Source organism: Pseudomonas sp. F01002 (assembly GCF_004402115.1).
Taxonomy (GTDB): domain Bacteria; phylum Pseudomonadota; class Gammaproteobacteria; order Pseudomonadales; family Pseudomonadaceae; genus Aquipseudomonas; species Aquipseudomonas frigoris.
The window spans coordinates 117,180-133,206 of sequence record NZ_SOPU01000018.1 but is presented as its reverse complement, the minus strand read 5'-3'; the positions used below and the strand labels follow the sequence as shown (position 1 = coordinate 133,206).

The window sequence follows — 16,027 nt, the reverse complement described above, 5'->3', positions numbered from 1 at the left end:
AATGACTATGCAACGGTACTCGGGCTTCGGCCTCTTCAAACACTCCCTCAGCCATCACGAAAACTGGCAGAAAATGTGGCGCACGCCGACCCCTAAAAAGGTCTATGACGTGGTCATCGTCGGCGGTGGCGGGCATGGTCTGGCGACCGCCTACTACCTGGCCAAAGAGCACGGCATCACCAATGTGGCCGTGGTCGAGAAAGGCTGGCTGGGCGGCGGTAACACCGCGCGCAACACCACCATCGTTCGCTCCAACTACCTGTGGGACGAGTCGGCGCACCTGTACGAACACGCGATGAAACTGTGGGAAGGCCTGTCCCAGGACCTGAACTACAACGTGATGTTCTCCCAGCGTGGCGTTTACAACCTGTGCCACACCCTGCAGGACATTCGTGATTCCGAGCGTCGGGTCAGCGCCAACCGCCTCAACGGCGTGGACGGCGAACTGCTCGATGCCAAACAAGTGGCTGACGAGATTCCGTACCTCGACTGCTCCAAGAACACTCGCTACCCGGTGATGGGCGCTACCGTCCAGCGCCGCGGCGGCGTGGCCCGTCACGATGCCGTGGCGTGGGGCTTTGCCCGTGCCGCCGACGCACTGGGCGTGGACCTGATTCAACAGACCGAAGTGATCGGCTTCCGCAAGGAAAACGGCGTGTGCATCGGTGTTGAAACCAACAAAGGCTTCATCGGCGCCAAACGCGTCGGTGTAGTGACCGCCGGTAACTCGGGGCACATGGCCAAACTCGCCGGTTTCCGCCTGCCGATCGAATCGCACCCGCTACAAGCGCTGGTGTCCGAGCCGATCAAACCGATTATCGACAGCGTGATCATGTCCAACGCTGTACACGGTTACATCAGCCAGTCCGACAAGGGCGACCTGGTGATCGGCGCCGGTATCGACGGCTACAACGGCTACGGCCAGCGTGGTTCGTACCCGGTGATCGAGCACACCATTCAGGCCATCGTCGAGATGTTCCCGGTGTTGTCGCGCGTACGCATGAACCGTCAGTGGGGCGGCATCGTCGACACCACGCCGGATGCGTGCCCGATCATCTCGAAAACCCCGGTACCGAACATGTTCTTCAACTGCGGTTGGGGCACCGGTGGCTTCAAGGCAACACCTGGCTCGGGCAACGTGTTTGCCGCGAGTCTGGCCAAGGGTGAAATGCACCCATTGGCTGCACCTTTCTCCATCGACCGTTTCCACAACGGTGCGTTGATCGATGAACACGGCGCTGCTGCGGTTGCCCACTAACAGGAGAAATCCCCATGTTGCATATCTTCTGTCCTCACTGCGGCGAACTGCGCTCCGAAGAGGAATTCCACGCATCCGGCCAGGCGCACATCCCGCGTCCACTGGATCCGACCAATTGCACCGACGAGGAGTGGGGCGACTACATGTTCTTCCGCGATAACCCTCGCGGTCTGCACCACGAACTGTGGGATCACGTCGCCGGTTGCCGTCAGTACTTCAACGCCACCCGTGACACCGTGACCTACGAGATTCTCGAAACCTACAAGATCGGCACCAAGCCACAATTCACCGACAAGACCGATAGCCCGAAAGCGGCCGCCACGGCTCTGGGAGAGAAGGTATGAGCCAGATCAATCGCCTGTCCAACGGCGGACGGATCGACCGCAACAAAGTGCTGAGCTTCACCTTCAACGGCCAGAGCTACAAAGGCTTTGAAGGTGATTCCCTGGCCGCAGCCTTGTTGGCCAACGGTGTCGACATCATCGGTCGCAGCTTCAAATACTCCCGTCCGCGCGGCATCTTCGCCGCCGGTGCCGAAGAGCCGAACGCCGTGCTGCAGATCGGCGCGACCGAAGCCACGCAGATCCCGAACGTGCGCGCCACGCAACAAGCGCTGTATCAAGGTTTGGTCGCCACCAGCACCAACGGCTGGCCGAGCGTGAACAACGACATGATGGGGATTCTCGGCAAGGTCGGCGGCAAGCTGATGCCGCCGGGCTTCTACTACAAAACCTTCATGTACCCGCAATCGTTCTGGATGACTTACGAGAAGTACATTCGTAAAGCCGCCGGTCTTGGCCGCTCGCCGACCGAGAACGATCCGGACACTTACGACTACATGAACCAGCACTGCGACGTGCTGATCGTCGGCGGTGGCCCGGCTGGCCTGGCCGCTGCATTGGCGGCTGCCCGCAGCGGTGCGCGCGTAATTCTCGCCGATGAACAGGAAGAGTTCGGCGGCAGCCTGCTCGATTCCCGCGAAAGCCTCGACGGCAAGCCTGCCAGCGAGTGGGTCGCCAGCGTCATCGCCGAGCTCAAGGACACCCCGGACGTGCTGCTGTTGCCGCGCGCGACGGTCAACGGTTACCACGACCATAACTTCCTGACCATTCATGAGCGCCTTACCGATCACCTCGGCGACCGCGCCCCGATTGGCCAGGTGCGTCAGCGTATTCACCGTGTTCGCGCCAAGCGTGTAGTGCTGGCGACCGGTGCTCACGAGCGTCCGCTGGTTTATGGCAACAACGACGTGCCGGGCAACATGCTCGCCGGCGCTGTGTCGACTTACGTGCGTCGTTACGGCGTGGCACCGGGCAAAAAACTGGTGCTGTCGACCAACAACGATCACGCCTATCGCGTTGCCCTGGACTGGCTCGACGCCAGCCTGCAAGTCGTCGCCATCGCCGATGCCCGCAGCAATCCGCGCGGTGCGCTGGTTGAAGAAGCACGCGCCAAAGGCATCCGCATCCTGACCGGCAGCGCCGTGATCGAGACACGTGGCAGCAAGCACGTGACCGCCGCTCGCGTTGCCGCGATCGATGTCAAAGCGCACACCGTGACCAGCCCAGGTGAGTGGCTTGAATGCGACCTGGTTGCCAGCTCCGGCGGTTACAGCCCGGTGGTTCACCTGGCGTCGCACTTGGGTGGCAAGCCGATCTGGCGTGAAGATATCCTCGGTTTCGTACCGGGCGAAGCACCGCAGAAACGCGTGTGCGTCGGTGGCATCAACGGCGTCTACGGCCTCGGCGATTCCCTGGCCGATGGTTTCGAAGGCGGCGCTCGCGCAGCCAGCGAAGCCGGTTTCAGCGTGGTCGAAGGTACCTTGCCCAAAGCCCTGAGCCGTCTGGAAGAACCAACACTGGCGCTGTTCCAGGTGCCGCATGAAAAGAACACCGCACGTGCGCCGAAGCAATTCGTCGACCTGCAAAACGACGTCACCGCGGCCGCCATCGAGCTGGCGACCCGCGAAGGCTTCGAGTCAGTCGAGCACGTCAAACGCTACACCGCACTGGGCTTCGGCACTGACCAGGGCAAGCTCGGCAACGTCAACGGTCTGGCCATCGCTGCCCGTTCGCTGAACGTGACCATCCCGCAGATGGGCACCACCATGTTCCGTCCGAACTACACGCCGGTGACATTCGGCGCTGTGGCCGGCCGTCACTGTGGGCACATCTTCGAGCCGGTGCGTTTCACCGCGCTGCATCACTGGCATGTGAAGAACGGCGCCGAGTTCGAAGACGTCGGTCAGTGGAAGCGTCCTTGGTACTTCCCGAAAAACGGTGAAGACCTGCATACCGCCGTGAAACGCGAATGCAAAGCCGTGCGCGACAGCGTCGGCCTGCTGGACGCTTCGACCCTGGGCAAAATCGACATCCAGGGCCCGGATTCGCGCGAGTTCCTCAACCGCATCTACACCAACGCCTGGACCAAGCTCGACGTGGGCAAGGCTCGCTACGGCCTGATGTGCAAAGAAGACGGCATGGTGTTCGATGACGGCGTAACCGCCTGTCTCGCCGACAACCATTTCGTGATGACCACCACCACCGGCGGCGCTGCACGCGTGCTGCAATGGCTGGAAATCTACCACCAGACCGAATGGCCAGACCTGAAGGTGTACTTCACGTCCGTGACGGATCACTGGGCAACCATGACCCTGTCCGGGCCGAACAGCCGCAAGCTGCTCAGCGAAGTCACCGACATCGACCTGAGCAACGAAGCTTTCCCGTTCATGACCTGGAAAGAAGGTCTGGTCTGCGGCGTACCAGCGCGGGTGTTCCGGATTTCGTTTACCGGTGAGCTGTCGTACGAAGTCAACGTGCAGGCCGATTACGCCATGGGCGTTCTGGAAAAAATCGTCGAGGCCGGCAAGAAATACAACCTGACCCCGTACGGCACTGAAACCATGCACGTTCTGCGGGCCGAGAAGGGCTTCATCATCGTCGGTCAGGACACTGACAGCTCGATGACTCCGGACGACCTGAACATGGGCTGGTGCGTCGGTCGCACTAAACCTTTCTCATGGATCGGCCAGCGTGGCATGAACCGTGAAGACTGCGTGCGTGATCAACGCAAACAATTGGTCGGTCTGAAGCCGATCGATCCGACCAAATGGCTGCCGGAAGGTGCGCAACTGGTGTTCAACACCAAGCAAGCGATCCCGATGACGATGGTTGGTCACGTCACCTCCAGCTACTTGCACAACTCCCTCGGCTATTCGTTTGCCATGGGTGTGGTGAAGGGCGGCTTGAAGCGTATCGGTGAGCGCGTGTTCACACCGCTGGCCGATGGCAGCGTGATCGAAGCGGAAATCGTTTCTTCGGTGTTCTTCGATCCAAAGGGTGATCGCCAGAACGTTTAATGGCCTCGGGTCCTGTGGGCGGGCAGTTGCACCGAGTCGTCTGAGCGATTCGCGAGCAAGCCCGCTCCCACAGGGGAACGCGGTCAAATGTGGGAGCGGGCTTGCTCGCGAAAGCGTCAGCCTGGTCACCACAAGGGCCGGAACCAACAGAATTCAGGACAGGTGCTTTATGACCGCAGCCAATGTTTACCAACAACGCCCAACCACTGGGGCCAAGGCCGAGTCGTCGCTGCATCACGCCGACCTCGCCAGCCTGGTGGGCAAGGGTCGCAAAAGCGCCGGCGTGATCGTGCGTGAGAAAAAACTCCTCGGCCACCTGACCATTCGTGGCGATGGCCACGATGCCGCGTTCGCTGCCGGCGTGCACAAAGCCCTCGGTATCGAATTGCCGGGCGCGCTGACCGTCGTCGTCAAAGGCGAAACCAGCCTGCAATGGATGGGGCCGGATGAATGGCTGCTGATCGTGCCGACCGGTGAAGAATTCGCCGCCGAGCAAAAACTGCGTGAAGCGCTGGGCGACCTGCACATCGCGATCACCAACGTCAGCGGCGGCCAGCAGCTCCTCGAACTGAGCGGTCCGAACGTGCGCCAGGTGTTGATGAAGTCCACCAGCTACGACGTGCACCCGAACAGCTTCCCGGTGGGCAAGGCTGTGGGGACCGTGTTTGCCAAGTCGCAACTGGTGATCCGCCACACCGCCGAAGACACCTGGGAACTGCTGATTCGTCGCAGCTTCTCGGATTACTGGTGGTTGTGGTTGCAGGATGCGGCCGCCGAATACGGCCTTAGCGTTCAGGCTTGATGAACCACTGAGGTCCCTGTAGCAGCTGCCGAAGGCTGCGTTCGGCGACGAAGTCGTCGTGAAACCTGCGGCAGCGTTCTTTCAGATTGATCAGGGATTCAGGGTGGACGACGGCTTCGCCGCCGAACGCAGCCTTCGGCAGCTGCTACACAAAGCGGCGTTGCTGCTACTTTCGAACAGGAGTCACCGCACTATGAGCCGCGCCCCAGACACATGGATTCTGACCGCCGACTGCCCAAGCGTCCTCGGCACCGTGGACGCGGTGACCCGCTTTCTGTTCGAGCAGGGCTGCTACGTCACTGAGCACCATTCCTTTGATGATCGGCTCTCGGGCCGTTTCTTCATTCGCGTGGAATTCCGCCAGCCCGACGGCTTCGACGAGCAAGCCTTCCGCGCCGGCCTCGAAGAACGAGGCCAGGTCTTCGGCATGATCTTCGAACTCACGGCGCCGAACTATCGGCCAAAAGTGGTGATCATGGTCTCCAAGGCCGATCACTGCCTCAACGATTTGCTCTACCGCCAGCGCATCGGCCAATTGTCGATGGACGTGGCCGCCGTGGTTTCCAACCACCCGGATCTCAAACCGTTGGCGGACTGGCACCAGATTCCGTACTACCACTTCCCGTTGGACCCGAACGACAAACCGTCCCAGGAGCGTCAGGTCTGGCAGGTGATCGAAGAGTCCGGCGCCGAACTGGTGATCCTTGCCCGTTACATGCAAGTCCTGTCGCCCGAGCTGTGCCGCAAACTCGACGGCAAGGCGATCAATATCCATCACTCCCTGCTGCCGGGTTTCAAGGGCGCCAAGCCTTATCACCAGGCCTACAACAAGGGCGTGAAACTGGTCGGCGCCACGGCGCACTACATCAACAACGACCTGGACGAAGGCCCGATCATCGCCCAGGGCGTAGAGGCCGTGGACCACAGTCATTACCCGGAAGATTTGATCGCTAAGGGGCGGGATATCGAAGGGCTGACATTGGCGCGGGCGGTTGGTTATCACATTGAACGAAGAGTGTTTCTCAACGCGAACAGAACCGTTGTTCTTTAGATCGCCTTCGCGAGCAAGCCCGCTCCCACAGGGGGTTGCGCTTGGTCACAGATCTCAGTCACACCAAAGATCAACTGTGGGAGCGGGCTTGCTCGCGAAGAGGCCCTGACAAACAACGCAAAGACACACAGGCAATAACCCGAGCAATCAACGCGCCGCCGATCCATGGCGTCGCGACCGCTACATAAAAACAACAGCGAGGTGAAAGCATGTCTGGCAATCGTGGTGTGGTGTATCTCGGCAATGGCAAAGTCGAAATACAGAAAATCGACTATCCAAAAATGCAGGACCCGCGCGGCAGGAAGATTAACCACGCTGTCATCCTGCGTGTGGTTTCCACCAACATCTGTGGTTCCGACCAGCACATGGTGCGTGGCCGTACTACCGCTCAAACCGGCCTGGTACTGGGCCACGAGATCACCGGTGAAGTGATCGAGAAGGGCAGCGACGTCGAAAACCTGCAAATCGGCGACCTGGTGTCGGTGCCGTTCAACGTCGCTTGCGGGCGCTGCCGTTCCTGCAAGGAAATGCACACCGGTGTTTGCCTGAGCGTCAACCCGGCGCGTCCGGGCGGTGCTTACGGTTATGTCGACATGGGCGACTGGACCGGTGGCCAGGCTGAATACGCGATGGTGCCGTATGCAGACTTCAACCTGCTGAAACTCCCGGATCGCGATCGCGCGATGGAAAAAATCCGCGACCTGACCTGCCTCTCCGACATCCTGCCGACCGGTTACCACGGCGCAGTGACGGCCGGCGTTGGCCCGGGCAGCACCGTGTACATCGCCGGTGCCGGTCCTGTCGGTCTGGCCGCCGCCGCTTCCGCTCGCCTGCTGGGCGCGGCCGTGGTGATCATCGGTGACGTCAACACCGTCCGCCTGGCGCACGCCAAGGCTCAGGGTTTCGAAATCGCCGACCTGTCCCTGGATACCCCGCTGCACGAACAAATCGCTGCACTGCTGGGCGAGCCAGAAGTGGATTGCGCCGTCGACGCCGTGGGCTTCGAAGCGCGCGGTCATGGCCATGACGGCGTTAAACACGAGGCTCCGGCCACCGTGCTTAACTCGCTGATGGGCGTGGTTCGGGTGGCCGGCAAAATCGGTATCCCAGGCTTGTACGTGACTGAAGATCCGGGTGCAGTCGACGCAGCCGCGAAGATGGGCAGCCTGAGCATCCGCTTCGGTCTGGGCTGGGCTAAATCCCACAGCTTCCACACTGGTCAGACGCCAGTCATGAAGTACAACCGCCAGCTGATGCAGGCGATCATGTGGGACCGTATCCATATTGCCGACATCGTTGGCGTGGAAGTCATCAGCCTCGATGACGCGCCACGTGGTTATGGCGAGTTCGATGCGGGCGTGCCGAAGAAGTTTGTGATCGATCCGCACAAGTTGTTTAGTGCTGCGTAAGGCTTCACGTAAAATAAAACGGCGACCCCAGGGTCGCCGTTTTCAATTCAACTACTTCGCGACCAGTTTCAAGTAAGGATCTAAAGTAACGCCCTGCTCAATGATTTTGGTCCCCCCATAGCTACAGATCACTTTCCCGTCCTGCTCGACAACGGTTTTAGCCTTCAGGTCGTACTTTTTATCCAGAAAGTCGTCCTCCGTCCCCATCGATACACCCGTCCAGGCTTTGCCCCCGGCATTGGCTGTGTAGGCAAAGCCTTCGTTGAAGGGGGCAGGAAGTTGCGGGTCAGAGCTTTTGTAAGGTGCAGCTTTAATATCGATGGCTTTAGGGCAGACGTCAGTGTCGGCTGCATAGGCATTGCCCATCAAGGCACCCATAACCAGCATCCCAACTGCAATGTTATTTAGCATGACCGTGTACTCCATTACGTAATTGGAGAGTTCATGCTGAGGAGTTTTGTAGCGGGTCGTCACTGTCACTTATGACAGTTGTATAGAACTATTTGAAATACTTGCAGACCTGGTTATAAGCAGGGAAAACAGCGATGAGCCGAAGCCGCGGCTCCTCGTCTCAAAGGGCAGCCAACGCCCCTTGATACAACACCGGTCCCGTCGGTTGCCCCGTCGGCGAACCGCCCTTTGGTTCAAGACTGACCGCCAACGCAATCGGCTTGCCGATCAACGTCTTCTGCGCATCGCTCAACTCTACGCGCCCCTTGCCGTCAGCCGGAATCACCCCTAGTGAAATCGGTTTGCCATCCGCAGGAATCGCCCACAACTCCAGACTTCGCCCCGGATCAACCGCCGCCAGGGTCAGCGGCTCGACCTTCAGGTAGTTCTCGTGCGCTTCAACCTTCAGCGCAGGCTGCGCGTCGGCCGCCAGCAGCGTGGCGCTGTAACGCGCGCTGTCGCGGTTATAGATCACACCCAACGTCACGGCGATCACCAGCGAACAAACCGCCGCCGTCACCCGCAACCAGTTCCAGAACGGACGCTTCTCTGCCACATGAAGCACTTGTGGTTCGATTCGCGCGGTGATGCCTTTCCACACGCGATCAGGCACCGGCTGCTCGGGCAAAGCTTCAGTCAGACTGGCGAGGCTTTCCTGCCATTGCGCCAATTCCGCGCGAAGTGCCGCGTCTTCCAGTAACAATTGTTCAAAACGCCGACGAGCGGCAGAAGGCATCAAACCGATGGCGTAATCGGCGGCGAGCGCGCGGCGCAAGGTCGGGGTTTGATAGTTCATGATTCAAGGCACCTGCGCAGTCGCTCCATACCGCGGCGGATCCAGGATTTCACCGAGCCCAACGGCGCGGCCAGGTGTTCGGCGAGCTCAGAGCAGGACAATCCCTGAAAGTAAGCCACAGTGATCGATTGACGCTGCATGCCGTCGAGGCTTTCCAGGCACCGGTTCAAGGCGTTGGCCTCACGGGCACTGTTTAGTTGTTCGTGGGCCGATGGGCTTTCATCCACCAGCGCCTGTTCTTCAAGGTCGCTTAACGGCCGGTCGCGGTGTTTGCGCAACTGATCGATGGCCTGATGACGGGTGATGTTGATCATCCAGGTCAGCGGTGCCGACAGATGCGCCTCGTAGCGCGAGGCGTTGTTCCAGATGCGCACGAAGCTTTCCTGCAGCACTTCTTCAGCCAGGTCCGGCCGCCCCATGAAACGCAGCGCTACGCCATGCAGCCGAGGGCCGACGCTGCGGTAAAGCGTCTCGAAAGCGCGGCGGTCGCCCAGTGAACACTGGGCCAGAAGCTGCCTGAGCTGATCGGTGTCGGCGATGGGAATGGCAGTTCTCCAGGCAATCGAGGTGGGCTGCGTGAGGTGTCGGTTGCAGGCAGAGGTTAGTTCACGGTGCGCAGTTGTTCCATTCACGGGTGGCCACCTCGGAAAACCGACCCGATGAATAGGGTCGGCGGCAGCCCTCAGCTTTTTGGCATCAGCACTTTGTCGATGACCTGAATCACGCCGTTGGACTGGTACACGTCATAGGTGGTGATGTCGGCGACGTCACCTTTTTCATCCTTGATCGTGATGTTGTGCGGGCCGTTCATCATCGCCCACAGCTTGCCCCCTGCGACGGTGGTCAGTTCGGCTTTGCCGCCACCGGCCTTGATTTTCTCGGCCAGGGTCATCATGTCGAGTTTCCCGGCGACCACGTGGTAGGTGAGGACGTGAGTCAGGGTCGCCTTGTTGGCGGGTTTGAGCAGGGTATCGACAGTGCCGGCCGGCAGGGCGGCGAAGGCCGAGTTGACCGGGGCGAACACGGTGAACGGGCCTTTGCCCTTGAGGGTATCCACCAGTCCAGCTGCTTTCACGGCGGCGACGAGGGTGGTGTGGTCGGCGGAGTTCACCGCGTTATCGATGATGTCCTTGCTCGGCATCATGCTCTGGCCGCCGACGATGACCGCTTGACTCGTGTCTGCCGCTTGCACGGTGTTCAGGGCGAATCCGCCGCCAAGGGCCAGGGTCAGCAGGCTGGCAATCAACGGCGTTTTGATCGAAGTGCGTTTCATGGTGATGATCCTCGTGAAGGGAATCGGCCAGGAGTGTCTGTCCGTGCTTGATATACGCGGGCGGGGCCGGACTGGATGCAGCGCGACTGCATTCTTTTTTGATGTGGACCTGTAGGAGCTGGCGAAGCCTGCGATCTTTTGATCTTCAGCGCATTCAATTCCGCCAACAATCAGGATCAAAAGATCGCAGCCTTCGGCAGCTCCTACAGAATCCGCGACAAACTCACTGGGCTGGGAACAATCCATGGGGATGCCAGTCCAATACACGATTTTTCGCCGCCCACTGCCGGGCGGTTTTCATGGCACATGAGGATGTCTGAATGAGGATTTCACGCGGTTTTGCACTGGCTTCGCTGATGTGTCTGGCGGCCAGTCCGGTCTTTGCTCAGTTCAGCCTGTTCGATGCGGCCAATGCCATCTCCGGCACGCAGGGCGAGGACGCCGCCGCGGCCGCGCCGACCTCGCAGACGGCCGGTCTGCTGAGTGCGCTCAGCCAATTGAACGTGACGCCACAACAAGCCATTGGCGGTGCCGGGGCGATGCTCGGTCTGGCGAAGAATCAATTGAGTTCGACCGACTACTCGGAGTTGGCCCAAAGCGTGCCCGGAATCGACTTACTGTCGGGTGGCGGTGAACTGGGCGTCCTCAGCGGCTTGCTTGGCTCGTCCGGCAAAGCGGCAGGTCTGGGCAACGTCTTGGGCAACGTGAATAACGCCAACGACCTGAACAGTGCCTTCAACGCATTGGGCATGGACACTGGCATGATCGGCCTGTTTGCCCCCGTGCTTCTGCAATTTTTCGGTCAGCAGGGCGTCGGCGGGTCGCTGCTGACAAACCTGGGCGGGATCTGGGGCGCAGGCACCGGTACCTGATTCAGCGGCGCTCGGCGCGCAACGCGTCGATGCGCAGGTCCTTCTCGATCCAGAGCTGGTTGACCCAGTTCTTCCGCGCAGGACCAGTTTGAGCAAGGCGAACACCATCAGCGGCCCGAACAGGGCCAGGGTGTTGAGCAACAGCAGCAGGGTAACGAAACAGCCGGTGAGCAGGCGGCGCATAAATAACTCTTGAAAGCCTTTGGGCGCGCAATGATAAGCAGCTTCGGACGGCAGGCCAAATCGGTGACGACGAATGTTTCACCTTTTAACCGCTATGCTTGAGGTCGGCTTTTGATCTTTGGTTTTGCAGGCGCCGAACGAATTCAAAGGCAACGGTCTAAAATTCCGCTGCCCACTCCCTCAAGGAAGCCCATTACGTGAAATCCCTCCTTGCACTGCTTTCCCTCGTGGCCCTGCCGGTCCTGGCTGCTGAGCCGACCCTGTACGGGCGCTACGAATACATCGCTCTGCCGGAAATCGGTGGCGAAGTCCTCAAGGCCAAGATGGACACCGGCGCCCTGACCGCGTCGCTCTCGGCCAAAGACATCGAAACCTTTACCCGTGACGGCGACGAGTGGGTGCGTTTCCGCCTCGCCACCAAAGGCGCGAGCAACAAGGTCTACGAACACAAGGTCGCGCGGATCAGCAAGATCAAGACCCGCTCCGAAGAAGACGAGGATGACAAGGAAGCCGTCGCACCCACCAAGCGTCCGGTGGTCGATCTGGAACTGTGCCTGGGCAACGTCAAGCGCACCGTGGAGGTCAACCTCACCGACCGCAGTAGCTTCAACTATCCTTTATTGATCGGTGCCAAAGCCTTGCGTGAGTTCGGCGCGGCGGTGAACCCGGCACGGCGCTTTACGGCGGACAAACCCGACTGCTGATTTCAAGTGGTCTCATTGACGTGACGTGAGCCTTGGGGCACCGTTCGCCCACTTAACTCCCGGGCTCGGACGCCATGCCTCATATCCTGATTGTCGAAGACGAAGCGGCGATTGCCGACACCCTGATTTTCGCCTTGCAGGGCGAGGGCTTCACCACCACCTGGCTGAGCCTTGGCGCGGCGGCACTGGAGCATCAGCGCCAGACCCCGGCCGACCTGATCATTCTCGACATTGGCCTGCCGGACATCAGCGGCTTCGAGACCTGCAAGCAATTGCGGCGTTTCAGCGATGTGCCGGTGATCTTCCTCAGTGCCCGGGATGCCGAAATCGATCGCGTCGTGGGCCTGGAAATCGGTGCCGACGATTACGTGGTCAAGCCGTTCAGCCCACGGGAGGTGGCGGCGCGGGTCCGGGCGATTCTCAAACGCATGGCGCCGCGAGCGACCGCCGCGGTGTCATCGACGCTGTTTCGCATTGACAGCGAACGGGTGCAGATCAGCTACCGCGGTCAGCTTCTAATCCTGACCCGCCATGAGTTCCGTCTGCTGCAATCCCTGCTGGACCAACCCGAGCGCGTCTTCAGCCGCGAGCAATTGCTCGATGCGCTGGGCGTCGCTGCCGATGCCGGGTACGAGCGCAGCATCGACAGCCACATCAAAAGCGTGCGCGCCAAACTGCGCCAGGTGAAAGCCGACGCGGAACCGATCCAGACCCATCGCGGCCTCGGTTACAGCTACAGCCCGGGGCGTAGCTGATGCCTCTGGGGATTCGGATTTTTCTGGTTTATGTGCTGTTTATCGGCCTGACCGGTTACTTCGTGTTGAACACCGTGATGGAAGAAATCCGTCCCGGCGTGCGCCAGTCCACCGAAGAAACGCTGGTCGACACCGCCAATCTCATGGCCGAAATCCTGCGCGACGACTTCAAGGCCGGCACCCTGAATCAGAACCGCTGGCCCGAACTGCTCAAGGCTTATGGCGAACGGCAACCGAAGGCGAGCATCTGGGGATTGCCGAAGAACCAGGTCAACCACCGGATCTACGTCACCGATGCCAAGGGCTTCGTGGTGCTGGACTCCAGCGGTGTGGCAGTGGGGCAGGATTACTCGCGCTGGAACGACGTTTACCTGACCCTGCGTGGCGAATACGGCGCTCGTTCCAGCCGCAGCGATCCGGACGATCCGAACTCCTCGGTGATGCACGTCGGCGCGCCGATCCGCGACAACGGCCAGATCATCGGCGTGGTTACCGTGGCCAAACCCAATAGCTCGTTGCAGCCTTACGTTGATCGCACCGAACGGCGATTGCTCGCCTGGGGTGCCGGGTTGATCGTCCTCGGTTTGCTATTCGGCGCGTTGTTGTCCTGGTGGCTGAGCGCGGCGCTGCGGCGGCTGACTGCTTACGCTCAGGCAGTCAGTGAAGGCCGGCGGGTCGAGGTTCCGCACTACCGTAGCGGCGAGCTGGAACAACTGGCGACGGCAGTGGAGCAGATGCGCACGCAGCTCGAAGGCAAAGCCTATGTCGAGCGTTACGTGCACACCTTGACCCACGAACTGAAAAGCCCGCTGGCGGCGATTCGCGGCGCGGCGGAGTTGCTGCAAGGCGAGATGCCGCTGGCTCAGCAGCAGCGTTTTGTCAGCAACATCGACAGCGAAAGCGCGCGGATGCAGCAGTTGATCGAACGCCTGTTGAATCTGGCCCTCGTCGAGCAACGCCAAGGGCTGGAGGAACGGGTGGCGGTGCCGCTGGCGAAGTTGGTAAATGAATTGCTGAGCGCTCAGGCGGCGCGCATTGAAGGCAGGCAGTTGCGCGTGGAACAAACCATTGCGGCGGACCTGGTGCTGACCGGTGAACCGTTCCTGTTGCGTCAGGCGTTGGGCAATCTGCTGGAGAACGCTATGGATTTCACCCCGGCTCAGGGTTTGTTGCGATTCAGCGCAGAGCGCATTGGGGAGCAGATCGAGTTCAGGTTGTTCAACCAGGCTGAGGCTATTCCCGACTATGCCTTGCCGCGACTGAGCGAGCGTTTCTATTCACTGCCGCGACCGGACAGCGGGCGCAAGAGTACGGGGTTGGGGCTCAACTTCGTTGAGGAAGTGATGAAGCTGCATGGCGGGGTGATGAGTATCGGTAACGTCGACGGTGGCGTTCAAGTGAGATTGCGTTTGCCTTCAGGCCGTTAAAGATCGCAGCCTTCGGCAGCTCCTACAGGGGAACGCGTAAATTCTGTAGGAGCTGCCGAAGGCTCGGGCCGCGTTCGGACGATCTTTTTCTCAACTCCACACAAACCCCACATTCCCCCCATAAATCTCCCACACACAGATCGCAGACTCGCCCCATCCAAACAGGGAGAGTCCCATGAACCGCAGCCTGACCCTAAAACTCGGGGCAATTGCCCTTCTGATTCTGTTGTTGCTGATCCCGCTCCTGATGATTAACGGCGTGATCCAGGACCGCCAGCAGCTGCGCGACGGTGTCCTCGAAGACATCGCCCGCAGTTCCAGTTACAGCCAGCAACTGAGCGGGCCGCTGATGGTGGTGCCGTATCGTAAAGTGGTGCGCACCTGGAAGCTCAACGAGAAAACCAACCAGCGTTACCAGGAAGTGGGTGAAGAACGCGGCCGTTTGTATTTCCTCCCGGAGCGCTTCGAACTCGACGGCAAGGTCCAGACGGAACTGCGTTCCCGGGGCATTTATGAGGCGCGTCTGTTTCATGCGGACAACCACATCAGCGGGCATTTTTCGGTCCCGGCTCAATTGGGTATCAAGGAGGATTTCGCCGATTACCAGTTCGATCAGCCATTTTTGGCGGTCGGGATCAGCGACATTCGCGGCATCGAGAATGCCCTGAAACTCGAGCTCAATGGCCAGACACTCGACTTCGTTCCCGGCAGTCAGGTAGGTTGGTTGGGGGAAGGCGTGCATGTCACCCTGCCGGCGCTCAACGCGAAGCAAGCCACGGAACTGGCCTTCGGTTTTGACCTGCGTTTGCAAGGCACTGGTCAGTTACAGATCCTCCCGGTAGGCAAGACCAGCAAGGTTTCGCTGGCCGCCAATTGGCCGCATCCGAGTTTCATCGGCAACTACCTGCCGGCCCAACGTGAAGTCAGCGATCAGGGCTTCACCGCCCATTGGCAGACCTCGTTTTTCTCGACCAACCTGCAAGAGGCCTTGAGCAGTTGCGTGTCCGGCGGCGGTTGCGAAGCCTATACCGGCCGCAGTTTCGGGGTGAGCTTCATCGACCCGGTGGATCAGTACCTGAAGAGCGATCGGGCCATCAAATATGCATTGCTGTTTATCGTCCTGACCTTCGCCGGTTTCTTCCTCTTCGAAGTGCTGAAAAGCCTGGCGGTACACCCGGTGCAATACGCGCTGGTGGGCGTGGCCCTGGCGTTTTTCTACCTGCTGTTGCTGTCGCTGTCCGAGCACATCGGCTTTGCCCTGGCGTACCTGTTGTCGGCGGGCGGCTGTGTGTTGTTGATCGGTTTTTATGTCTGCCATGTGCTGCGCAGCGTGCGCCACAGCTTGAGTTTTTCGGCGGGATTGGCGGCGTTGTATGGCTTGCTCTACGGCTTGCTGAGTGCAGAGGATTACGCGTTGTTGATGGGTTCGCTGCTGTTGTTCGGATTGCTGGGCGTGTTCATGGTGCTGACCCGCAAGCTGGACTGGTATGGGGTTGGGCAGAAGTCGGCCAAGCCGCTGGCGTTTGATATCGGAGCGGTGGAATGAGCCGGTGGTTGGGGTTGCGTGAGGATCAGCGAGAAGGGGAATTACTGGCGACGCTGATATTCGGGTTATTTCCAGTCGATTCGGTGTGGTGCATTCGTCGGAACGCCGCCCGGAGCAAGCCCGCTCCCACAAGGGACCTCCAG

At 60.2% G+C, this 16,027-nt stretch carries 15 protein-coding genes and 1 pseudogene; 11 read left to right on the top strand and 5 right to left on the bottom strand.

Annotated elements, in window-relative coordinates:
* Positions 1–7 precede the first annotated feature (7 nt).
* The 6 genes from E3W21_RS14370 to fdhA all read left to right on the top strand — a co-directional run bounded on the left by E3W21_RS14370 (position 8) and on the right by fdhA (position 7,878).
* On the top strand, positions 8–1,258 hold the full coding sequence (locus E3W21_RS14370; RefSeq protein ID WP_007947735.1) for a sarcosine oxidase subunit beta: 1,251 nt from the start codon (positions 8–10) through the stop codon (positions 1,256–1,258).
* Positions 1,259–1,272: 14 nt separating this feature from the next.
* A complete protein-coding gene (locus E3W21_RS14365) occupies positions 1,273–1,602 on the top strand; it encodes a sarcosine oxidase subunit delta (protein ID WP_008147095.1) in 330 nt (109 codons plus the stop codon).
* Entirely contained in the window at positions 1,599–4,616 is a 3,018-nt protein-coding gene (locus E3W21_RS14360; RefSeq protein ID WP_134420542.1) for a sarcosine oxidase subunit alpha, read from the top strand. Before E3W21_RS14365 ends, E3W21_RS14360 begins: the two co-directional genes overlap by 4 nt.
* 169 nt (positions 4,617–4,785) lie before the next feature.
* Positions 4,786–5,418, top strand: coding sequence for a sarcosine oxidase subunit gamma (locus E3W21_RS14350; protein WP_134420538.1), 633 nt, complete (start codon positions 4,786–4,788; stop codon positions 5,416–5,418).
* Positions 5,419–5,611: 193 nt separating this feature from the next.
* A complete protein-coding gene (gene purU, locus E3W21_RS14345) occupies positions 5,612–6,469 on the top strand; it encodes a formyltetrahydrofolate deformylase (protein WP_134420536.1) in 858 nt (285 codons plus the stop codon).
* A 209-nt stretch (positions 6,470–6,678) separates the two neighbouring features.
* Complete coding sequence (gene fdhA, locus E3W21_RS14340; protein WP_007947729.1) at positions 6,679–7,878, top strand: formaldehyde dehydrogenase, glutathione-independent; 1,200 nt, start codon at positions 6,679–6,681, stop codon at positions 7,876–7,878.
* A gap of 51 nt (positions 7,879–7,929) precedes the next feature.
* Here fdhA and E3W21_RS14335 read toward each other — a convergent pair whose 3' ends face one another.
* The 4 genes from E3W21_RS14335 to E3W21_RS14320 all read right to left on the bottom strand — a co-directional run bounded on the left by E3W21_RS14335 (position 7,930) and on the right by E3W21_RS14320 (position 10,397).
* Positions 7,930–8,289, bottom strand: a complete 360-nt coding sequence (locus tag E3W21_RS14335) for a hypothetical protein (RefSeq protein ID WP_256661560.1) — start codon at positions 8,287–8,289, stop codon at positions 7,930–7,932.
* A gap of 160 nt (positions 8,290–8,449) precedes the next feature.
* On the bottom strand, positions 8,450–9,124 hold the full coding sequence (locus E3W21_RS14330) for an anti-sigma factor domain-containing protein (RefSeq protein WP_134420534.1): 675 nt from the start codon (positions 9,122–9,124) through the stop codon (positions 8,450–8,452).
* On the bottom strand, positions 9,121–9,756 hold the full coding sequence (locus tag E3W21_RS14325) for a sigma-70 family RNA polymerase sigma factor (protein WP_129440550.1): 636 nt from the start codon (positions 9,754–9,756) through the stop codon (positions 9,121–9,123). Before E3W21_RS14325 ends, E3W21_RS14330 begins: the two co-directional genes overlap by 4 nt.
* Positions 9,757–9,806: 50 nt before the next feature.
* Positions 9,807–10,397, bottom strand: a complete 591-nt coding sequence (locus E3W21_RS14320; protein ID WP_129440552.1) for a fasciclin domain-containing protein — start codon at positions 10,395–10,397, stop codon at positions 9,807–9,809.
* Positions 10,398–10,717: 320 nt separating this feature from the next.
* On the opposite strand from E3W21_RS14320, the gene E3W21_RS14315 reads away from it, so the two are divergent.
* Complete coding sequence (locus E3W21_RS14315) at positions 10,718–11,269, top strand: DUF2780 domain-containing protein (RefSeq protein WP_134420532.1); 552 nt, start codon at positions 10,718–10,720, stop codon at positions 11,267–11,269.
* A gap of 69 nt (positions 11,270–11,338) precedes the next feature.
* Here E3W21_RS14315 and E3W21_RS14310 read toward each other — a convergent pair.
* Positions 11,339–11,452, bottom strand: a pseudogene (locus E3W21_RS14310) (acyltransferase); the annotation flags it as partial.
* Between the two features lie 197 nt (positions 11,453–11,649).
* Here E3W21_RS14310 and E3W21_RS14305 point away from each other — a divergent pair.
* The 4 genes from E3W21_RS14305 to creD all read left to right on the top strand — a co-directional run bounded on the left by E3W21_RS14305 (position 11,650) and on the right by creD (position 15,884).
* Positions 11,650–12,156: an ATP-dependent zinc protease gene (locus E3W21_RS14305; RefSeq protein WP_129440556.1), complete on the top strand. Its 507-nt coding sequence runs from the start codon at positions 11,650–11,652 to the stop codon at positions 12,154–12,156.
* Positions 12,157–12,230: 74 nt separating this feature from the next.
* The gene (gene creB, locus E3W21_RS14300; RefSeq protein WP_134420530.1) at positions 12,231–12,911 is read left to right on the top strand and encodes a two-component system response regulator CreB; all 681 of its coding nucleotides are present in this window, start codon (positions 12,231–12,233) and stop codon (positions 12,909–12,911) included.
* Positions 12,911–14,338 carry a two-component system sensor histidine kinase CreC gene (creC, locus tag E3W21_RS14295; RefSeq protein ID WP_134420528.1) on the top strand — a complete coding sequence of 476 codons (1,428 nt, stop codon included), beginning with the start codon at positions 12,911–12,913 and terminating at the stop codon, positions 14,336–14,338. Before creB ends, creC begins: the two co-directional genes overlap by 1 nt.
* 175 nt (positions 14,339–14,513) lie before the next feature.
* Positions 14,514–15,884, top strand: a complete 1,371-nt coding sequence (gene creD / locus E3W21_RS14290; protein ID WP_134420526.1) for a cell envelope integrity protein CreD — start codon at positions 14,514–14,516, stop codon at positions 15,882–15,884.
* The last annotated feature ends 143 nt before the right edge of the window (positions 15,885–16,027 follow it).

Coding starts and splice junctions, on each gene's coding strand:
- E3W21_RS14370 (WP_007947735.1), top strand. CDS start 8: ATGCAACGGTACTCGGGCTTCGGCCTCTTCAAACACTCCCTCAGCCAT.
- E3W21_RS14365 (WP_008147095.1), top strand. CDS start 1,273: ATGTTGCATATCTTCTGTCCTCACTGCGGCGAACTGCGCTCCGAAGAG.
- E3W21_RS14360 (WP_134420542.1), top strand. CDS start 1,599: ATGAGCCAGATCAATCGCCTGTCCAACGGCGGACGGATCGACCGCAAC.
- E3W21_RS14350 (WP_134420538.1), top strand. CDS start 4,786: ATGACCGCAGCCAATGTTTACCAACAACGCCCAACCACTGGGGCCAAG.
- purU (WP_134420536.1), top strand. CDS start 5,612: ATGAGCCGCGCCCCAGACACATGGATTCTGACCGCCGACTGCCCAAGC.
- fdhA (WP_007947729.1), top strand. CDS start 6,679: ATGTCTGGCAATCGTGGTGTGGTGTATCTCGGCAATGGCAAAGTCGAA.
- E3W21_RS14335 (WP_256661560.1), bottom strand. CDS start 8,289: ATGCTAAATAACATTGCAGTTGGGATGCTGGTTATGGGTGCCTTGATG.
- E3W21_RS14330 (WP_134420534.1), bottom strand. CDS start 9,124: ATGAACTATCAAACCCCGACCTTGCGCCGCGCGCTCGCCGCCGATTAC.
- E3W21_RS14320 (WP_129440552.1), bottom strand. CDS start 10,397: ATGAAACGCACTTCGATCAAAACGCCGTTGATTGCCAGCCTGCTGACC.
- E3W21_RS14315 (WP_134420532.1), top strand. CDS start 10,718: ATGAGGATTTCACGCGGTTTTGCACTGGCTTCGCTGATGTGTCTGGCG.
- creB (WP_134420530.1), top strand. CDS start 12,231: ATGCCTCATATCCTGATTGTCGAAGACGAAGCGGCGATTGCCGACACC.
- creC (WP_134420528.1), top strand. CDS start 12,911: ATGCCTCTGGGGATTCGGATTTTTCTGGTTTATGTGCTGTTTATCGGC.
- creD (WP_134420526.1), top strand. CDS start 14,514: ATGAACCGCAGCCTGACCCTAAAACTCGGGGCAATTGCCCTTCTGATT.